The sequence below is a fragment of the Mycobacterium sp. Dal123C01 genome (assembly GCF_052566995.1).
In genome coordinates, this window is the sequence record NZ_CP199580.1 from 3339062 (window position 1) to 3357157 (window position 18096).

General features: G+C 65.2%; 3 protein-coding genes. 2 read left to right on the forward strand and 1 reads right to left on the reverse strand.

What is annotated here, in order from left to right:
• The first annotated feature begins 83 nt into the window (after positions 1–83).
• Both ACTXG5_RS15785 and ngg read left to right on the forward strand, forming a co-directional pair.
• Positions 84–1889 carry an N-acetylglutaminylglutamine amidotransferase gene (locus ACTXG5_RS15785; RefSeq protein WP_445159699.1) on the forward strand — a complete coding sequence of 602 codons (1806 nt, stop codon included), beginning with the start codon at positions 84–86 and terminating at the stop codon, positions 1887–1889.
• The gene (gene ngg / locus ACTXG5_RS15790) at positions 1886–3679 is read left to right on the forward strand and encodes an N-acetylglutaminylglutamine synthetase (RefSeq protein WP_445159700.1); all 1794 of its coding nucleotides are present in this window, start codon (positions 1886–1888) and stop codon (positions 3677–3679) included. Before ACTXG5_RS15785 ends, ngg begins: the two co-directional genes overlap by 4 nt.
• Before the next feature lie 12 nt (positions 3680–3691).
• Here the strand turns inward: ngg and ACTXG5_RS15795 are convergent, their stop codons facing one another.
• The gene (locus ACTXG5_RS15795; RefSeq protein WP_445164442.1) at positions 3692–18076 is read right to left on the reverse strand and encodes a BTAD domain-containing putative transcriptional regulator; all 14385 of its coding nucleotides are present in this window, start codon (positions 18074–18076) and stop codon (positions 3692–3694) included.
• Between the last annotated feature and the right edge of the window lie 20 nt (positions 18077–18096).

The window sequence follows — 18096 nt, forward strand, 5'->3', positions numbered from 1 at the left end:
TTTCCGGCGAGGTAGCGGGCATCGAGTGCGCAGCTGCGGTCCTGACATCTCCTTTTCTTCCTGCCGCAGGTAGGGTCGAAACGGTGTGCGGAGCCACCGGTGAGGTGCGACTCGACGGTCGGGTGCCCGATGTAGCTGCGGTATCGGCGATGGCTGCTGTGATGGCACCACGGGGGCCGGACGGTGCGGGCGTCTGGTCACAGGGACGCGTTGCCCTGGGGCATCGTCGCCTGAAGATCATCGACCTGACCGAGGCGGGTGCCCAACCCATGGTCGACGCCGACCTGGGCCTGACGATCGCCTGGAACGGCTGCATCTACAACTACAAGCAACTGCGCCGCGAGCTCCAGGGCCACGGTTACCGGTTCTTCTCGACCAGCGACAGCGAGGTCCTGCTCAAGGCCTACCACCGCTGGGGCGACGACTTCGTCGGCCACCTCAAGGGCATGTTCGCGTTCGCCATCGTTGAACGTGACAGCGGCCGGGTGTTGCTCGGTCGGGACCGGCTCGGCATCAAACCCCTCTACCTGTCCGAGGACAGCAAACGCATCCGGTTCGCGTCAACGCTGCCGGCGTTGCTGGCCGGCGGCGGCGTGGACACCCGGATCGACCCCGTCGCACTGCACCACTACATGACGTTCCATTCCGTGGTGCCCGCGCCGCTGACCATCCTGCGCGGAGTGCGCAAGGTCCCGCCCGCCTCGCTCGTCGCCATCGAGCCCGACGGCCGGCGTACCACGACGACGTACTGGACGCCCGACTTCACCAGGCACGATGACCGATCCGACTGGTCGGAGCGGGACTGGGAAGACGCCGTGCTGGCCTCGCTGCGCCTGGCGGTCGAGCGCCGACTGGTCGCCGACGTGCCGGTCGGCTGCTTGCTGTCCGGCGGCGTCGACTCCAGCCTGATCGTCGGGCTGCTCGCCGAGGCCGGACAGCACGGGCTGTCGACCTTTTCCATCGGCTTCGAGTCGGTCGGCGGCGTCGAGGGCGACGAATTCCGCTGGTCGGACATCATCGCCGAACGCTTCGGCACCGATCATCACCAGATCCGCATCGGAACCGACCGCATGCTGCCCGCGCTCGACGGGGCGATCGGCGCGATGAGCGAACCGATGGTCAGCCACGACTGCGTCGCCTTCTACCTGCTCAGCCAGGAAGTGGCCCGCCACGTGAAGGTCGTGCAGTCGGGTCAGGGCGCCGACGAGGTGTTCGCCGGCTACCACTGGTACCCGCCGATGGGTTTACCGGCCGCTGCGACCCTGGAGGGTTCGGTCGCCCAATACCGTGGCGCCTTCTTCGATCGCGACGCGGCGGGCGTTGCGGCCATGCTGGGGCCGGGGAGCGTAGCGCCGGGCGATCCCAGTGAGCGCTTCGTCAGTGAGCACTTCGCGCGCGCCGGCGCTGAAACCGGTATCGACCGTGCCCTGCGGCTGGATACGACGGTGATGTTGGTGGACGACCCGGTGAAACGGGTAGACAACATGACCATGGCCTGGGGATTGGAGGGTCGGGTTCCTTTCCTCGACCACGAGTTGGTCGAGCTGGCTGCCACCTGCCCACCGGAGCTGAAGACCGCGCACGATGGCAAGGGCGTCCTCAAAGAGGCCGCGCGGCGGGTGATCCCGTCGGAGGTCATCGATCGGCCCAAGGGATACTTCCCGGTTCCCGCGCTGACCCACCTCGAAGGGCCCTATCTCGATCTGGTCCGTGACGCGCTCTATGCGCCAGTTGCCAAGGAGCGCGGGCTGTTTGACGCCGAGGCGGTCGACGCGCTGCTGGCCGACCCGAACGGCAAGCTGACCCCGTTGCGCGGCAACGAACTCTGGCAGATCGGCCTGCTCGAGCTGTGGCTGCAGCGCCACGGTGTGACAGGACCCGCGGCATGACGGTCATCGATCCTGCGGACGACCATCCCGAGGCGATCACGCTCGGCCTGCACGACGCGTCGCCGCCGCACATGGTGGACGCGATGGCCAAGGACGTCGAGCTCGAATTAGGTTGGGGCAGGCTAATTTTCGGGCAGACCTTCGCCGACCCCGACACGCTGTCCGAGGCATTGCGACGAGAAGCACCCGGTCGCCGCGACATTTGCATCTACGCGCGCGAGTCTCACGTGGTGATCGCCAGGGCACCGACCGAGCTCTTCATCGATCCCAGTCACACCTATCGACTGCGTTTCACTTCCGAGCACGACGAAGACTTGGCGCCGTCACCGCTCGGCGTGACGGTGCGCACGCTGAACGACCCGGCCGATGCCGAGGCGATGAACCGCGTCTTTGTGCGCTGCGGAATGGTTCCGGCGCCGGTGGAGACGATTTGGGACAACCATCTGCACGCGGAGGCGGTGACCTACCTGGTAGCCGCGCGTGACGAGGACGGTGCGGTGGTGGGCACCGTGACCGGCGTCGACCATGAGGTGTTGTTCTCCGACCCGGAGCACGGGTCGAGCCTGTGGACCCTTGCGGTCGACCCGGCTGCCGCGCTCCCGGGGGTTGGTGATGCCCTGACCCGGGCGATGGCTGAGCACTTCCGTAGTGCGGGCCGCGCCTACATGGACCTGTCGGTCGGGCACGACAACGCGGCCGCCATCGCTCTTTACGAAAAGCTGGGTTTCCGCCGCGTTCCGGTACTGGCGATCAAGCGGAAGAACGCGGTCAACGAGCCACTGTTCACCCAGCCGCCGGAGACGGTCGAAGACCTCAACCCCTACGCGCGCATCATCGCCGACGAGGCGCTGCGCCGCGGAATCTGGGTCGAGGTCCTTGATGCCGAGACCGGTGAGATGCGACTCAGTCACGGTGGCCGTAGCTTGATCACCCGCGAGTCGCTGTCCGAGTTCACCTCGGCGATCGCCATGTGCCGGTGCGACGACAAGCGCCTGACCCGGCGCCTGGTCTCCGAGGCGGGCATCACCGTGCCGCCTGCCCGCCTGGCCACTTTCGACGATGACGACTACGCCTTCCTACAAGAGGTTGGCGAGGTCGTCGTCAAACCGACTCGCGGAGAACAGGGCAAGGGCATCACCGTGGGCGTCACCGCCGATAACGGTCCCGACGAGCTTGCTGTCGCCCTGGCACGGGCGCGCCAGCAATATCCGGAGGTGCTCATTGAGCAGCGGGTGCAGGGCGATGACCTTCGGCTAGTGGTGATCGACGGCCGAGTCGTTGCCGCCGCACTGCGGGTGCCTCCCGAGGTCATCGGCACCGGCGAGCACAGCGTGCGGGATTTGATTGCGGCCGAGAGCCGTCGGCGCTCTGCCGCCACCGGCGGCGAGTCTCGCATCCCGCAAGACGACCTCACCGAGTCGACGGTCCGCGATGCCGGTTGGACGCTGGACGACATGCTGCCCAAAGGAACCCGGCTGCGCGTTCGCCGTACTGCCAACCTCCACCAGGGCGCCACGATCCACGATGTCACCGCCCAAGTGAATCAGGAACTGTGTCGGGTGGGGGTGGCGGCGGCTGCGGCGATCGGTATCCCGGTGACGGGGATCGACCTGCTTGTCCCCGACGTCACCGGCGATGACTATGCATTCATCGAAGCCAACGAACGACCAGGGCTGGCCAACCACGAACCGCAACCCACGGCTGCTGCCTTTCTCGACTACCTCTTTCCCGGTCAGCCCGGTCAGCCGCTGGTCTGGACTCCTGAGGAGCCACCACCTCACCGCGATTGATCGTGCGGTGAACTAACTTTCGAGCTCGTCGAACCTGGCAAGCGCGGTGTCGAGGTCTGCCTCGTCGAACAGCTCGGAGCGGTTGACCCGATCGCCTTCGACCGTGGTCAAGATGAGCATTCGCCACTCGGCGTCGAAGCCCTGTTGTGACGTCCCCTTCGCCACGTGGGTGACGACCGTGCCGAAGCCGGTCAGCCGATGGACAGCCTCAGCGTAAAGGATGTCGAAGCGGATGTTGTCCGTTGAGTCGCCGAACGTGGAGCCGAGGTACTTAACCAGGTCACCGGGCGCCAGCTTTGCCCCAAGTCGATTGTCGATGTCGACCGAATCGGGTGTCAGCGCCGGTATTTCAGCTCGATTCAGAGCGCCATAACCCCGCGCGATAACCGACCACGTATGCGCGTGGACGGCCGCTTCGCCGGCGAGATACCGGGCCTCGAGTTCCTCGAAGGCGGCAACCATATCGTCGGGATCGAAGTTCACGGTGGCGTGCATCAGGCCGTCGTCGCCGAGTTCCGTAACGTGCAACAGCTCGACGGCGATCGGTCGATCGGCAGCATCGCTGTCGCGATAGCGCCCCCGGGTCAGCGAAAGGCGGGAGCCCCTAATCGCGATGGGCTCGACCTCGAGGCGCCAGCCGCTCGGTACGGTCTCGAACATGGTGTGGACGGCCTTCTTCCGTCCTGCACCATCGAATTCATCTTGTAGGCCTTTGCGCCGGTCCTCGAATCGACCATCCTCACTGCCGACGGCGAGGAGACCATTTTCGTCGCGGCGGTTGAAGGAGTCGACGACCGTCGCCCAGACTCGGATCGCGTCGTTCTCCAGTAGTGGTCGTGGCCGATCGAGGTCTTCGAATCTCGCGAGCGCGGCGTCGAGGTCCGTCTCGTCGAAAATCTCGCAGCGGCTGATCAGATCTCCTTCGACGATATAGACGCTAGTCATGCGCCACTCGGCCTCGAAGCCCTCCTGTGTCGTCCCATGCGTCACGTTGGTGACGACCGCGCCGCGGTCGGTCAGCCGCGGAACGGCCAAAATGCGGAGGCTGTTGCGCACCGAATCGCTCAACGCGGTGCGGAGGTATGCCATCAGATCACCGGGTTCCATCGTTGCCCCACTGCGGCGGTCGGCGTCTTCGAAGTCCGTTGTCGTCGTCGGCAATTCGCCTCGATTCAGCGCGTCGTACGCTTCCGTGACGATCGACCAAGTGTGCGCGTGGGCTGCGGCTTCGCCGGCGAGGTAGCGGGCGTTGAGTTCCTTGAAGGCGGTGTCCATGTCATCGGGATCGAAGGCTACGACGTCGTGCATGAACCCGTCCCCGATGATTTCCATGATGCGTAGTAACTCGATGGCGACCGGTCGATTGGCGTCATCGATGTCGCGGTAGCGTTCGCGGCTCAACGTGAGGCGAGATCCCCTGATGGCGATGGTTTCATGCTCCATCCGCCAACTGCTGGGTGCGGTGTCGAACATTACCTGGAGGGCCTTCAGCCGTGTCGGACCCGCGTGTACAACACGAAGGCCTCTTCGCCGGTCCTCAATTCGACCGTCCACGCTGGTGAGGGCGAGCAGACCGGCGATATCGCGGCGGTTGAACGTAGCGGCTATCCGCGCCAAGGCCCGGGTCGCGTCGTTCTCCAGCAGTGGCCGTGGCCGATCGAGCTCGTCGAATTTCGCGAGTGCCGCATCGAGGTCTGCCTCGTCGAACATCTCGCAGCGGCTGATCAGGTCACCGTCGACCGTAAAAACATTGATTATGCGCCACTCGGCGTCGAACCCCTCCCGTGAAGTTCCCGTAGCGACGTGGGTGACGAGCGCGCCGAGGTCGGTCAGCCGATGAACGGCCAGAACACGGAGGCGGCTGCGCGCCATGTCGTCTAACGCGGCACGGAGGTATTCCATTAGGTCACCGGGCGCCAGCGTTCCACGGCGATGGTCGACGTCCTCGAAGTCCGGTGTCGTCACTGGCATTTCGCCTCGATTGAGCACGGTGTACGCCTGCGCGATGACCGACCAGGTGTGCGCGTGCGCAGCTGCCTCGCCGGCGAGGTAGCGGGCGTCGAGTTCCTCGAAAGCGGCGTCGATGTCGTCGTTGTCGAACATCGCGACAGCGGTGGTCTGACCGCCGGCGTTGATCTCGACGATTTGAAGAACATCGAGCTGGAAGGCGTCGGGCTGCTCAGCGTGTCCCGACGCGTGGACAAGCATGAGTGCGAGGCGTTCGCCGCGGGTCGCTATGAGCGTCGAGGTCGTGTGCGTGAACCCGACGTCCACGGCCGCCCGCATGTCGTCGATCGCGACCTGCAGACCGTGCCGGATTCCGGCGTTGGCACCGCGCCGGCGATCGTCGACGAGAACGTCGGCTGCCAGTAGCTCTGCTATGGCGTCCCATTCGCGCGCCGTCATGTGAGCCGGAAAACGCTCGGCGACTTGGCTTGCCGCGTTTTTCAGCCGCGGCGCCTGTGGCCGCAACTCCTCGAAACGGGCGAGCGCGGCGTCGAGATCTGCCTCGTCGAATATCTCGCAGCGTTTGACCAAGTCGCCCTCGACGGTCACGAGGTCGACCTCCCGCCATTCTGCGTCGAAGCCCTCGCTCGATCTGCCGCGTACCACGCGGGTCGTGATCGCTCCGAGGTTGCTCAGCCGATGGACGGCTTCGATGTAGAAGTTGAAGCCTCGGATAAGTTCCCACGTGACACGGATATTGGTGGTCAGATCGCTCGCGTTAATTCGTTGGAGCGGCCGATGGTCGACCCAATCCGGCATCGTCGGGGGGAGTTCACCCCGGTTGAGCGCTGCGTACTCCCGCGTGATTACCGACCATGCGCGCGGGTAGGCCGCCGCTTCGCCGGCGAGGTAACGGGCGTCGAGTTCCTCGAAGGCAGCGACAATGTCCTCGGGGTCGAACGCGACGGCCGCTATGGACCGATGTTCTGCATTGATTTCGATGACGAGCAGGATTTCTACAACGAACGCTTCTAGCTCTTGATCCCGAGCTGAGTAGCGGGCACGGCTGAGGACGAGGCGCTCGCCGCGGACGGCAATGACGGTCGGCATTGCGTGCGTGACTCCGAGGTTCACTTGCATTTGCACGCTGGCGATCTCGGCATCTCGACCGTAAACCCCGCCGCCTACCAAGTGACGACGATCGTCCGTGTGGTAATCGTCGGCCAGCACCTCCGCCATCGCGTCCCAGTCGTGGGCGATGGCTCGTTCTAGATACCGTTCGAATGCTCGACTCGCCCCGTTCTCCAGCCGCGGCGCCTGTGGATGCAGCTCCTCGAAGCGGGCGAGTGCGGTATCGAGGTCTGTCTCGTCGTACATCTCGCCGTGGTTGATCAGGCCGCCGTCGGCTGTCATAAGGCAGATCATCCGCCACTCGGCGTAAAAGCCCGCTCGTGACGTCCCTTTGGCCACGTTGGTGACGACCGCACCGAGGTTTGTGAGCCGATGAACGGTCTCGATGTAGATGCGGTTTTCCGCCGAGTCTTCGAACGTGGCACGGAGGTACGCCTTCAGGTCACCAGACCCGATCGCTGCAAGCGACCGATGGTCGATGTCTGTCATATCGGTTGTCGTGGTAGGGATTTCACCTCGATTAAGCACGACATAGCTCCGCGTGATGGCCGACCAAGCCTGCGCGTGGGCGCCCGCTTCGCCGGCGAGGTACCGGGCTTCGAGTTCGGCGATGGCCGCATCGAAGTCGTCGGGCTCGAACAGGATGTGCGCCGCGATCCGGTCGTCGGTGTCGATCTCGACGATGCCGAGCATCTCGCTCCCGAACTCCCCGTGCCGCAGATCGCGATTCGGGGAGTAGAAACGAGTGAGGGCGAGGCCCTCCCCGCGAGATGCGATGACGGTCAACGTCATGTTCGCGCCAACCTCAGCCAGTGCTCGCATATTTGCGATCACGACATCACGGCCGTCCCAAAATCCGGCATTCACGGTGCGTCGGCGATCGTCGACGAAACTGCCGTCCGCCAGGGTCTCGGCCACGGCCGCCCAGTCGCGGGCCCGCCAAAGAGCGAAGAATCGATCATTTACTCGGCTTGCCGCATTCTGTAGCCGTCGGTCGTGCGGGTGCAATTCCTCGAAGCGGGCGAGCGCGGCGTCGAGGTCTGCCTCCTCGAAGATTTCGCAGCGGTTGACCGTGTCACCATCAGCCGTCACGAGGCAGACCTCTCTCCACTCGGCGTCGAAGCCCTCGCGCGAGGTTCCATGCGACGTGTGGGTAACGACCACCCCGAGATCAGTCAGCCGGTGCACCGCCTCGATGTAGCTCCTTGTTTGCGGTGCGAGGTTCCACGTGGCACGCATGTACGGGATGAAGTCGCCGGGCGCGAAAGCTATCCCGCGCCGGTGGTCGACGGTCGCTGAGTCCGGCGTCGTCGGGGGGATTTCGTGCCGGTTGAATGTGGCGTGAGCTCCCGCGATCACTGACCAGGTGTGCGCGTGGTCGGCTGCTTCGCCCGCGAGGTACCGGGCATCGAGCTCCTCGAAGGCGGCCTCGATGTCCTGTGCTTCGAACCCGATGCGTGCGACGATCCGGTCGTCGGTGTCGATCTCGACGACGCCGAGCATCTCGCTCCCGAACTGCCCCTGCTGCAGGTCGCGATTCGCGGAGCAGATACGAGTGAGGGCGAGGCGCGCGCCGCGGGTTGCGATGACGGCCGACGTTATGTTCGCGCCAACCTCGACCAGGGCTCGCATATTTGCGATCACGACATCGCGGCCGTCCCACAATCCGGCGTTCACGGTGCGACGGCGATCGTCGACCAAACTACCGTCTGCCAGGGTCTCGGCCACGCCTGCCCAGTCGCGGGACCGCCAACGAGCGAAGAAGCGGTTATCTACTCGGCGCGCGGCGTTTTCCAGCCGCGGCGCCGGCACGGTGAGCTGTTCGAACTTCGCGAGCGCGGCGTCGACATCGCCTTCTTCGTACACCTCCATCCTCGGCTCGTCGGAAACGAGCAAAATCGTACGGGCCCACTGTAATTCGTTCCCGTGTTCGTCGGCACCTTCGATGATGAGGCTGGCGACTACGCCATGGGCATCGAGCGCATGCACTTTTGTCACCCGGTAGCGCGCATCGGGTACGAGAGACCACAGATCCTCGACCGCCCGACCGAAATCCCCTGGCGCGAACGGAACTCGTCGATGATCGGTATACGCAAGTCCCGTCATCATCGGCCCCGGCTCGTGACGGTTGGCCTCGCCCAGCGTGTCGATCGCGCGTTGCCACACGGGCGCGTGGGCGGCCGCTTCACCGGCGAGGTATCGGGCATCGAGTTCCTCGAAGGCAGCGTCGACGTCGTCGAGGTCGAATACGACCACCGCCGCAATGCGGTTACTTGCGGTGATCTCGATGACGACGAGCAGCTCCATGCGGAACGGCTCGGACTCCTTGTCGCGACTCGACAAATGCATACGACCGAGGACGACGCGCTCTCCACGGGTCGCGATGACGGTCGACGACATGCTCGTGAATCCGACGTCGGCGATCGCCCGATAATTATCGATCGCGGCACCCTGACCGTGTCGGACACCCGCGCCCACCACGCAACGCCGGTCGTCGCTGTAATAGCTGTCGGCCATGGTCTGGACCATTGCGTCCCAGTCGCGGGCCGCAAAGTGCGCCCGGAAGCGATCGACCACTTGGCTTGCCGCGTTTTCCAGCCGGGCTGCCTGCGGATGCAATTCCTCGAAGCGGGCGAGGGCGGTATCGAGGTCTGCGACGTCGAATAGCTCGATGTGGTTGATCAGGTCTCCGTCGACCATCGCCACAACGGTCTCCCGCCACTCGGCGGCGAAGCCCTCTCGCGAGGTTCCTTTCACCAAGTGGATGAAGACCGCTCCGAGGTCACTCAGCCCGGGCACAGTCTCGACGTGGCTACTTGCTTGCGGCGCGAGGTTCAATGTGGCGCGGATGTACGGGATGAGATCGCCGGGCGCGAAAGCTATCCCGTGCCGGTGGTCGATGTTCACCAAGTCCGACGCCGTCGGGGGGACCTCGTGTCGGTTGAACACGGCGTGGGCTCCCGCGATCACCGACCACGTGTGCGCATGGGCAACCGCTTCGCCGGCGAGGTAGCGAGTTTCGAGTTCCGCAAAGGCGGCGTCCAGGTCGTCTATGTCGAACACATCGCCCGCTGCGATCCGATTGTCGTCGTCGAGTCCGATGATGCTGAGCAGCTCGGCACCAAACTCCCCGTGCCGCAGGTCACTGTTCGAGGAACAAACACGAGCTAGCGCGAGGCGCTGCCCGCGGGTCGCAATCACAGTCGACGTTATGTTCGCCCCGATCTCGGCGATGGCTTTCATGTTCCTAATTTGGACGTCTCGACCGTGCAGCACTCCGGCGTTCAGTATCCGACGGTGATCGGCGATGCAAAACTCTTCGGCCAGAATCTCGGCGATGGTGTTCCAGTCGCGAGCCGCGAAACAGTTCCAATAGCGCGCGTCCACTTGGCTTGCCACGTTTTCCAGTTGCCGCGCCGGAGCAGTGAGCTCCTCGAACCTCGTGAGGGCGGCGTCGAGGTCCGTCTCGTCGAATAACTCACAGCGGTTGATCAGGTCGCCATCGAGAGTCGAAAGGGTGACCTCGTGCCACTCGGCGTCGAAGCCTTCGTGCGAGGTTGCATACGCCGCGTAGGCGACGACCGCTCCCAGGTCACTCAACTGGTGTACAGCCTCGATGTAGGGTCCGGTCTGTTTTTCGAGATCCCGCCCGGCACGGATGTATGCGGTCAGCTCTCCCGGCGAGAACGCTGCCGCCCGGCGATGGTCAATAGTCACGCAGTTGGGCGTCATCGCGGGTAACTTCCGCCGGCTCGTAGCGGCATATCCACCCGCGACGACCGACCACGTGTGCGCGTGGTCGGCCGCTTCGCCTGTGAGGTAACGGGAATCGAGCTCGGCGATGGCGGCGTCGAAGTCGTCGAGGTCGAACGTGATCACTCCCGCGATCCGCTCGTCGGCATCGATTTCGACGACTTGCAGGACATCGTTTTGGATCGCACCGGGATCGCGCCCCGAGGCGCGAATACGCGTCAAAGCTAGACTGTTGCCACGGGTCGCCGTGACGCCCATCATCTTTATCGCGAAGCCGATGTCGGCCGCCGCCTGCAACTCTTGGATTCCGGCATTGCGGCCGTGCCGCACACCGCCATTCACCACTCGCCGGCGATCGTCGATCAACTCGTCGTCGGCCACCAGGTTGGTTAGCGCTATCCAATCCTGGGCTCTGAAGTACTCCCACATGCGCTCGTACACTTGGCTGGCTGCGTTTTGCAGCCGCGGTGCCGACCGGCTGAGCTGATCGAATCGCACAAGCGCGGCGTCGAGGTCTGCCTCGTCGAAAAGTTCGCAGCGACTGAACATATCGTCTTCCACCGTCAGCAGGTGGATATCTCGCCACTCGGCGTCGAAGCCCTCGTGTGATATCCCGTGCGCCACATGGGTGACGGCCGCTCCGATGTTGCTGAGCCGATGCACCGCTGCGATATAGATCTTGGTGTCAGGCGAGTCGGCCCATGAGGCTTGGAGGTACGCGATCATGTCGCCGGGGGCGAAACCTGCTCCGCGGCGGTGGTCGAGGTCCTCGAAGTCTGGCGTCGTCGCGGAGAGTTCGCGCCGGTTGAAGGCTGCGTAGCTGCTAGTGATGACCGACCATGTCTGAGCATGCGGGGCCGCTTCGCCGGCGAGGTACCGCGCATCCAGTTCTGCGAGGGCGGCGTCGATGTCGTCGGGGTCGAATGCGACACGTGCCACGATCCGCTCGTCGGCGTCGATCTCGACGATGCTGACCACTTCGGCGAGGAACGCCTCGGGCCGCTGGTCCCGGACCGAGAAGTGGTCACGACTGAGGGCGAGGCACTCCCCGCGGGTCGCAATAACTTTCGACGTTACGTTCGTGATCCCTACGTCGGCGACAGCCCGCACGTTGGCGATCACGACGTCCCGGCCGTGTCGGACGCCGGAGTTCACCACTCGTCGACGATCGTCGTCGAATGCGTCCTCCGCCATCATCTCAGTCATCGCGTCCCAGTCGCGGACCGCGAAGTGCGCGTTCAAGCGCTCGGCCACTTGGCTTGCCGCGTTCTCCAATCGCCGCGCCTGCGAATGCAATTCGCCGAGGCGGGCGAGCGCGGCGTCGAGGTCTGCCTCGTCGAAGAGTTCACAGCGGTTGATCGCGTCGCCGTCTGCCGTCACCAGGTTGACCGCCAGCCACTCGGCGTCGAAGCCGTCCCGCGAGGTCCCATTCGCCCAGTGAGTGACAACCGCTCCGAGATCACAGAGCCGATGCACCTTCTCGACGTAGATGTTGGTGTTTTGGTTTTGATCGAACGCGGCACGAAGATATCCGATCAGCTCACCGGGCGCGAACGCTGTCCCTCGGCGGTGATCGGTGCTCACGAAGTCCGGTGTGGTCCGGGGCAGCTGGTGGCGGGTAAGCGCGGCGTAGCCAGCCGTGATCACCGACCACGTCTGCGCATGCGCTGCCGCTTCGCCAGCGAGGTAGCGGGCGTCGAGCTCCGCGAAGGCGGCGTCGATGTCTTCGAGATCGAACACGACCCAGGCCTCGATTCGGTCGTCCGCGTTGATTTCGACTATCCCCAAGAGCTCTGCGCTGAACGCCTCCGAATCCTCGTCGCTTTGCGAGTATCGGTAACGCGTGAGGGCGAGACGTTCTCCGCGGGTGGCAATGGTGTTTGACGTCGCGTGCGTGGCTCCGAGGTCGGCGGCCGACCGGAAATCTTTGATCTCAGCGTCACGGTCCCGTCGAACGCCTGCATTCACCACCCGACGACGATCCTCGGTAGTAATGTCCTCTGCCAGGATGGCGGCGACGGCTTCCCATTCGCCGGCCGAAAAGCAAGCCAGAAGTCGCTCATTCACTCGGCTTGCCGCGTTTTCGAGCCGTCGCGAATGGGGCTGCAACCCCTCGAACGTCGCGATCGCGGCCTCGAGATCTGTCTCGTCGAAGACTTCTAAACGATTGATCAGGTCGCCTTCAAGCGTGAAAACGCTGATCACCCGCCACTCGGCGTTGACGCCATCGGGTGACGTCTCATGCGACATCGAGGTGATCACAGCTCCAAGGTTGTTCAGCCGATGCACAGCATCGATGAATGAAAAGCTGGTCACGCCGGGTGCGAGGTTCCACGAGGTGAGTAATGCGGGCAAATCACCAGGCGCAAAAGATGTCCCACGCCGGTGGTCGACGTTGGCCCAATCGGGCGTCGTCGGAGGAAGTTCTCCCCGGTTGATCGAGGCGTATCCCTGCGTAACGACGGACCATGTCTGCGCGTGGGCGGCGCCTTCGCCTGCGAGGAAACGGGAATCGAGCTCCGCGATGGCGGCGTCGATGTCTTCGATATCGAACACATCAACCACGGCGATCCGCTCATCGGTGTCGATCTCGACGATGTTGAGGGCATCGTTTTGAATGGCCTCGGGGTCGCTGCCGGAGGCGCGAACACGTGCGAGGACGAGACGCTCCCCGCGGATCGCCGTGGCGCTCACCATCGATATCGTGAAGCCGACGTCGACGGCCGCCTGCAAATCTTGGACCACGGCATCTCGACCGTGTTGGATTCCGGCATTCACCACCCGTCGGTGATCGGTGCCGGAATAGTTGTCGGCCACGGTGTCCGCCAGGGCGTCCCAGTTGCGAGCCGCGAAGTGCGACCAGACGTGCTCGAATACGAGCGCTGCCGTGTTTTCGAGCCGACGCGCTTGAGGGTGGGCCCCCTCGAATCGGGCGTGGACGGCGTCGAGTTCGGTGATGGCGGCCTCGATGTCATCGACGTCGAACCACACCTGCAACGAGATTCGGCCTTCGTCGTCGAGGCCGATTAGCTGGAGCATCTCGTCCTGCGGAGCCCCGGGACTTACATCTGCGGTGGCCGACTCAAGTCGGCAGAGAACCAGGCGCTCGCCCCGCACGGCGACGATGGTGGGACGGTTTCGCACCATACCCAGCTCGAGATAGCGCCTCACTTCGAGTGGCCATTGGCGCGACGGGAGGTCGAACCGGGCAAATCCGACGATCTTCCGGCGACTCTCGACGCTGACTTCGGACGCGAGCAGCGCCCTCACCTCGTCCCACGCCTCGCGTTCGACAGCGTCGATGACCTGGTAGACCGCTCGTACGCACGCGTTGTCCGGGGTTTCCTCAAACCGTGTGTGCGCCGCGTCGAGTTCGGCAACGGCGGCTTCCATGTCTTCGATGTCGAAAGACACTTGCGTTGCGATTCGGCCCTCGTCGTCGAGCCCAAATAGCTCCAGCATCTCGTCGTGCGGCGCCCCCGGGCTCACGTCGGCAGTCCCCACTTGTAGTCGGGCGAGGGCCAAGCGCTCGCCTCGTACTGCGATAACCACGACTCGGAGTCGCAGTGCGCCATTCTCGGCGAGGCGTCTTGCTTCGTTGGGCGAAAAGTCTTCCCGGATAAAGCCGCCGGTGATCTTGCGGCGACTTTCGGTGAAGACCTCTGGTGCAAACAACTGCTCGAACTCGTCCCAGGCCTCGCGGTCCGCAGCAGCCTCCCCGCGCCGGATCGCCCGCACGCACGCATTGTCCGGCTCGGCGCTCGGCGTTTCGGCTGGAGCCGAGGGAGGCGGAACGGGGCGCTCGCTGAGGATGCCGCGTGCCATGTCAGCGAGTGCGACAGCCCCTTTTCGTTCGTACAGGTCGATCGCCCGCTCGGCCGCCGCACGCGCCCCCGCGCTGTCGCCGGCGGCGCCCAAAACTGTTGCCAGGGTGAAGCACGCGTCGCCGTGATCGACCAAGGCGTCGGTGCGTTCGGCCAAAGTGACGGCAGCCTCGGCGATCCGCCGAGCCGCGTCGTGGTCGTTGCCTCGCGCCAGCAGGTGCGCCCGAAGCGTGCGCCAGGCGATGGACGCCTTCAGCGCATGTCCGGCGAGACGCTCACTCTCCGTGCATAATTCGTCTGCCTCGGCATCTCGACCGAGCGCAAGGCAGGTGCGGCCCAGCAGTGCGGCGGTCTCGGCGGTGTCGGCGTCGAGGCCCATGCGGCGGAAACCGTTGTAGGCCTTTCGCAGATGCGCCTCGGCCGCGGCGGGCTCGTTAGCGATGAGCTCGACAATGCCGGCGAACTGTTCAACCTCGAGCACCGCGTGGCGCAAGCCGAGCTCGGTAACCGTGCGCCGGGCCGAGTCGATCATCCGTCGGGCCGCGGCAGCGCGTCCGCGAAACGCCTCCAACACGGCCTGGCACCGCGTCGAGGTCGCTTCGACCGCGGGGGAGTCGGTCGTGATGCGGAGCAGCCGCACCACGTCAAGACACCGCCCGCCTGCGCGCGGAACCGGGTTGGGACCCCACAGCGCCGCGAGCGGTGCGCCCGCCAAAACCGCGTTTACCCAGCGGTGTTCACGCGCGCGTCGCGCCGCGGTCAGAGCGTCGTCGAGGGCGATTTCGCAGTCGGCGACTCGTCCGAGGCGGAAAAGGCACCCTGCCCGGACGGTGTGCGCCTTGGCTTCTCCGGCGGCGTCGCCTAGTTCGGCCAGTTTGGCGGCAGCCGCGCCTAACGCGGCTTCGACCTCGTCTAACCGCTCGGGGTGAATCAACATCGAGAGCTGGCCGTCGAAGCATGTTGCCCAGGCCGCCAGCCGGGCCGAATCGACTGTCGCTTGCTGCAATTGGGAGACCGCGCCCGCCGCCGAGGCCACGTCACCCGCGGCGAGCAGAGCCTCGCAGCGCGCGACCAGTAGCTCAGCGGTCTGGTCGTCGCGGTCGGGCAGCTCGTCGTCAATCTCCTCCAGCGCGTGTATGGCCCGGTCGTAGAGGTCGGCGGCGCCTTCGTAGGCGAGTCGTGCCATCGCCTGATCAGCGGCGCGCCGACAGTACTCAACGGCCTTCACCGCGTTTCCCGCCCAGGCACATTCGAAGTAGTGGTGAGCCAGTTCAGCCAGCAGCTCGTCGTCGGCGCCGGGCTGAGCTTCCAGCGTCGTGGCGATGCGCTGGTGCAATCGCATGCGCCGCACGGACGCCAGCTCGGCCAGCAGTGATTGTCGGACGATGGCGTGGTTGAACCGGTAGTTGCCGCCGGGCTCTTCGATGACGATGCCAGCCTGGCACGCCTCCTCGAATGCATCGATGAGGTCGTTCCCGACGACCTGCTCGACCAGCTCCACGGCGAACCGGCTACCGACAACGGCGGCGGCGGCGAGGGCCTTGTTGGTCTCGACCGGAAGCCGGGAGAGCCTGCGGCTCACGGCTTCTCGCACGCCCTGCGGCAGGGTGCTCTGATCCCACACGCCGCCACTCTCATCGACGTGGCGCAAAGCCTCGATGAGGAAGAACGGGTTCCCGCCCGTGACCGCGGCCAAAGCGTGGGCGAGTTCCTCGTCGTCGTAGCCGGCCTCGGCGACGTAGGTGGTCACGTCGTCTTCGTCAAGCCCACTGAGATTCAGGCGATTAGCCGTCCCGTCGCGGTGCAGATCGGCGAGCATCGCCGCCAAGGGGTGGGAGCGGTCAAGGTCGGTGCTGCGGTACGTCCCGACGATCTGCACGCGGGCATGGTCGCCGAAACGCAGCAGATGCCGCAACAGAAGCAGCGTGGGCTTGGCCGCCCAGTGCAGGTCGTCGAGTATCAGAACGATCGGCGTGCTGGAGGAAGCGATTTCAAGCAGCGCGACGAGCGCATCGAAAAGTGCGTAGCGTTCGGTGTCGGGGTCCGCGCGAGTCGGGGGAGCGAGATCGGGCACCACATCGGTCAACCCGGGCACCAGCGGCAGCAATGCTTCGACCCCGCGTAGTCCGCGCAGCCGGTCAGCGCCCATGCACGGCACGAGCGCACGTAGCGCTTCTGCGAACGGCTGATACGGCGCGCCGAGGTCCTCGTCGCAACGGCCGTACAGCACGACCGCTCCTTGTTCATAGGCCTGTTGCGACCATTCACCGGCCAAGCGCGTCTTGCCGACGCCAGGTTCGCCCGCGATCAGCACGGTGCGCACACCACCTGCGAGCGCGGTCTGCCACGCAGAGAGCAGCCGTTCGAGTTCGTCGCCACGCCCGACGAATGGGCCGGCCCCGACCAGTACCGCGGGGAGGCCGGGACGTTCCATCGGCGCTTCGGTTGTCTGTGGTGGGGGGCGGTCGTCGGTGGTATCCAATCGCAGCTCGAAGACATGCTCAGGGCGTGCGAGATTTTTCAGCTGACGCATCCCCAGGTCGGTGAGCATGACGTCGTCAGACAATGAATCGATGACGAGTTCGGCTGTCGCACCGGAGCAGAGGATCTGGCCACCCTCGGCCAGCGAGCGCAGGCGCGCAACCCGGTTCACCGCCCGGCCGAAATAGTCGCCGTCGCGCAGCTCGACCTCGCCGGTATGCAGCGCCATGCGAATCCGGATGGGCTCCCGCAACGCCCACGGCTCGTGAGTGATGGCTTCGTGCAACTCAATTGCCGCGGAGGCGGCCCCCGAGGGCCGTTCGAAGACCGAAAACGTCGCGTCGCCCTCGCCGCGTGTTTTGATCAGCCGTCCGCCGCGCGACGTGACGACCTGTTCGACGAGCTCGTCGTGGCGTGCGAGGGCCACCGCCATCGCGTCGGCGTCGGCCTCCCAGGCCGCTGTCGATCCCTCGATGTCGGTGAGCAGAAATGTCACGGCGCGCATTACCGATGGAAGGTTTTGTGCGACAGCAATATCCAGCGACGTGTCCTGTGCGACGATCGCCGCTTCGAGCCGCCGAAGCTCCGGTCCGGGATCGACCCCCAGCTCGTCGGCGAGCAGCGACCGGGCCCGTTGATAGGCGCCAAGCGCCTCGCCCTGCCGGCCGGCCCGGTAGAGGGCGAGCATCAGCTGGCTCCATCGCCTTTCACGCAGCGGCGCCTCGGCCACGGCCGCCTCGAGATCTCCGATGACTTCCGCGGCGCGGCCCGTGGCCAGCAGCGCGTCTGCCCGATCCTCCACGAGTGCGGCGTGGCTTTCGATCCAGCGTGTCTTCTCGGATAGCCCCCGCTGGCCGTCGGGCAGTTCGGGGATGCCGCGCCAGAGGACCAGCGCTTCCTCGAAGCGTGTCACCGCTTGGCTGGTGTCGCCGGCGGCAGCGGCATCACGCCCCCTCTTGGCCGCCCGTTTGTAGCGCGACGCATCCACCTCGGGGCCTTTTAAGGTCCAACCCGCTCCCTCGGTCACCACGACGCCGTCGCCAAGGGCGCGGCGCAACGAAGAGATATGGGTCTGCAGGGCCTTGGCGGCGGTCCGCGGCGGATCGTCGCCCCACAGCAAATTGATCAGCACGTCGGCCGGCACGACCGACCCGGTGTGCAGCCCGAGCATCGCAAGGATGGCGCGCGGTTTCGCGCCCGGGATAGTGACGGGCCTGCCGTCCTGCCGGACCTGGAGAGGTCCCAAAATCCCCAGTTCCACCGATGGAAGCGTACTCACGT

Coding starts and splice junctions, on each gene's coding strand:
- ngg (WP_445159700.1), top strand. CDS start 1,886: ATGACGGTCATCGATCCTGCGGACGACCATCCCGAGGCGATCACGCTC.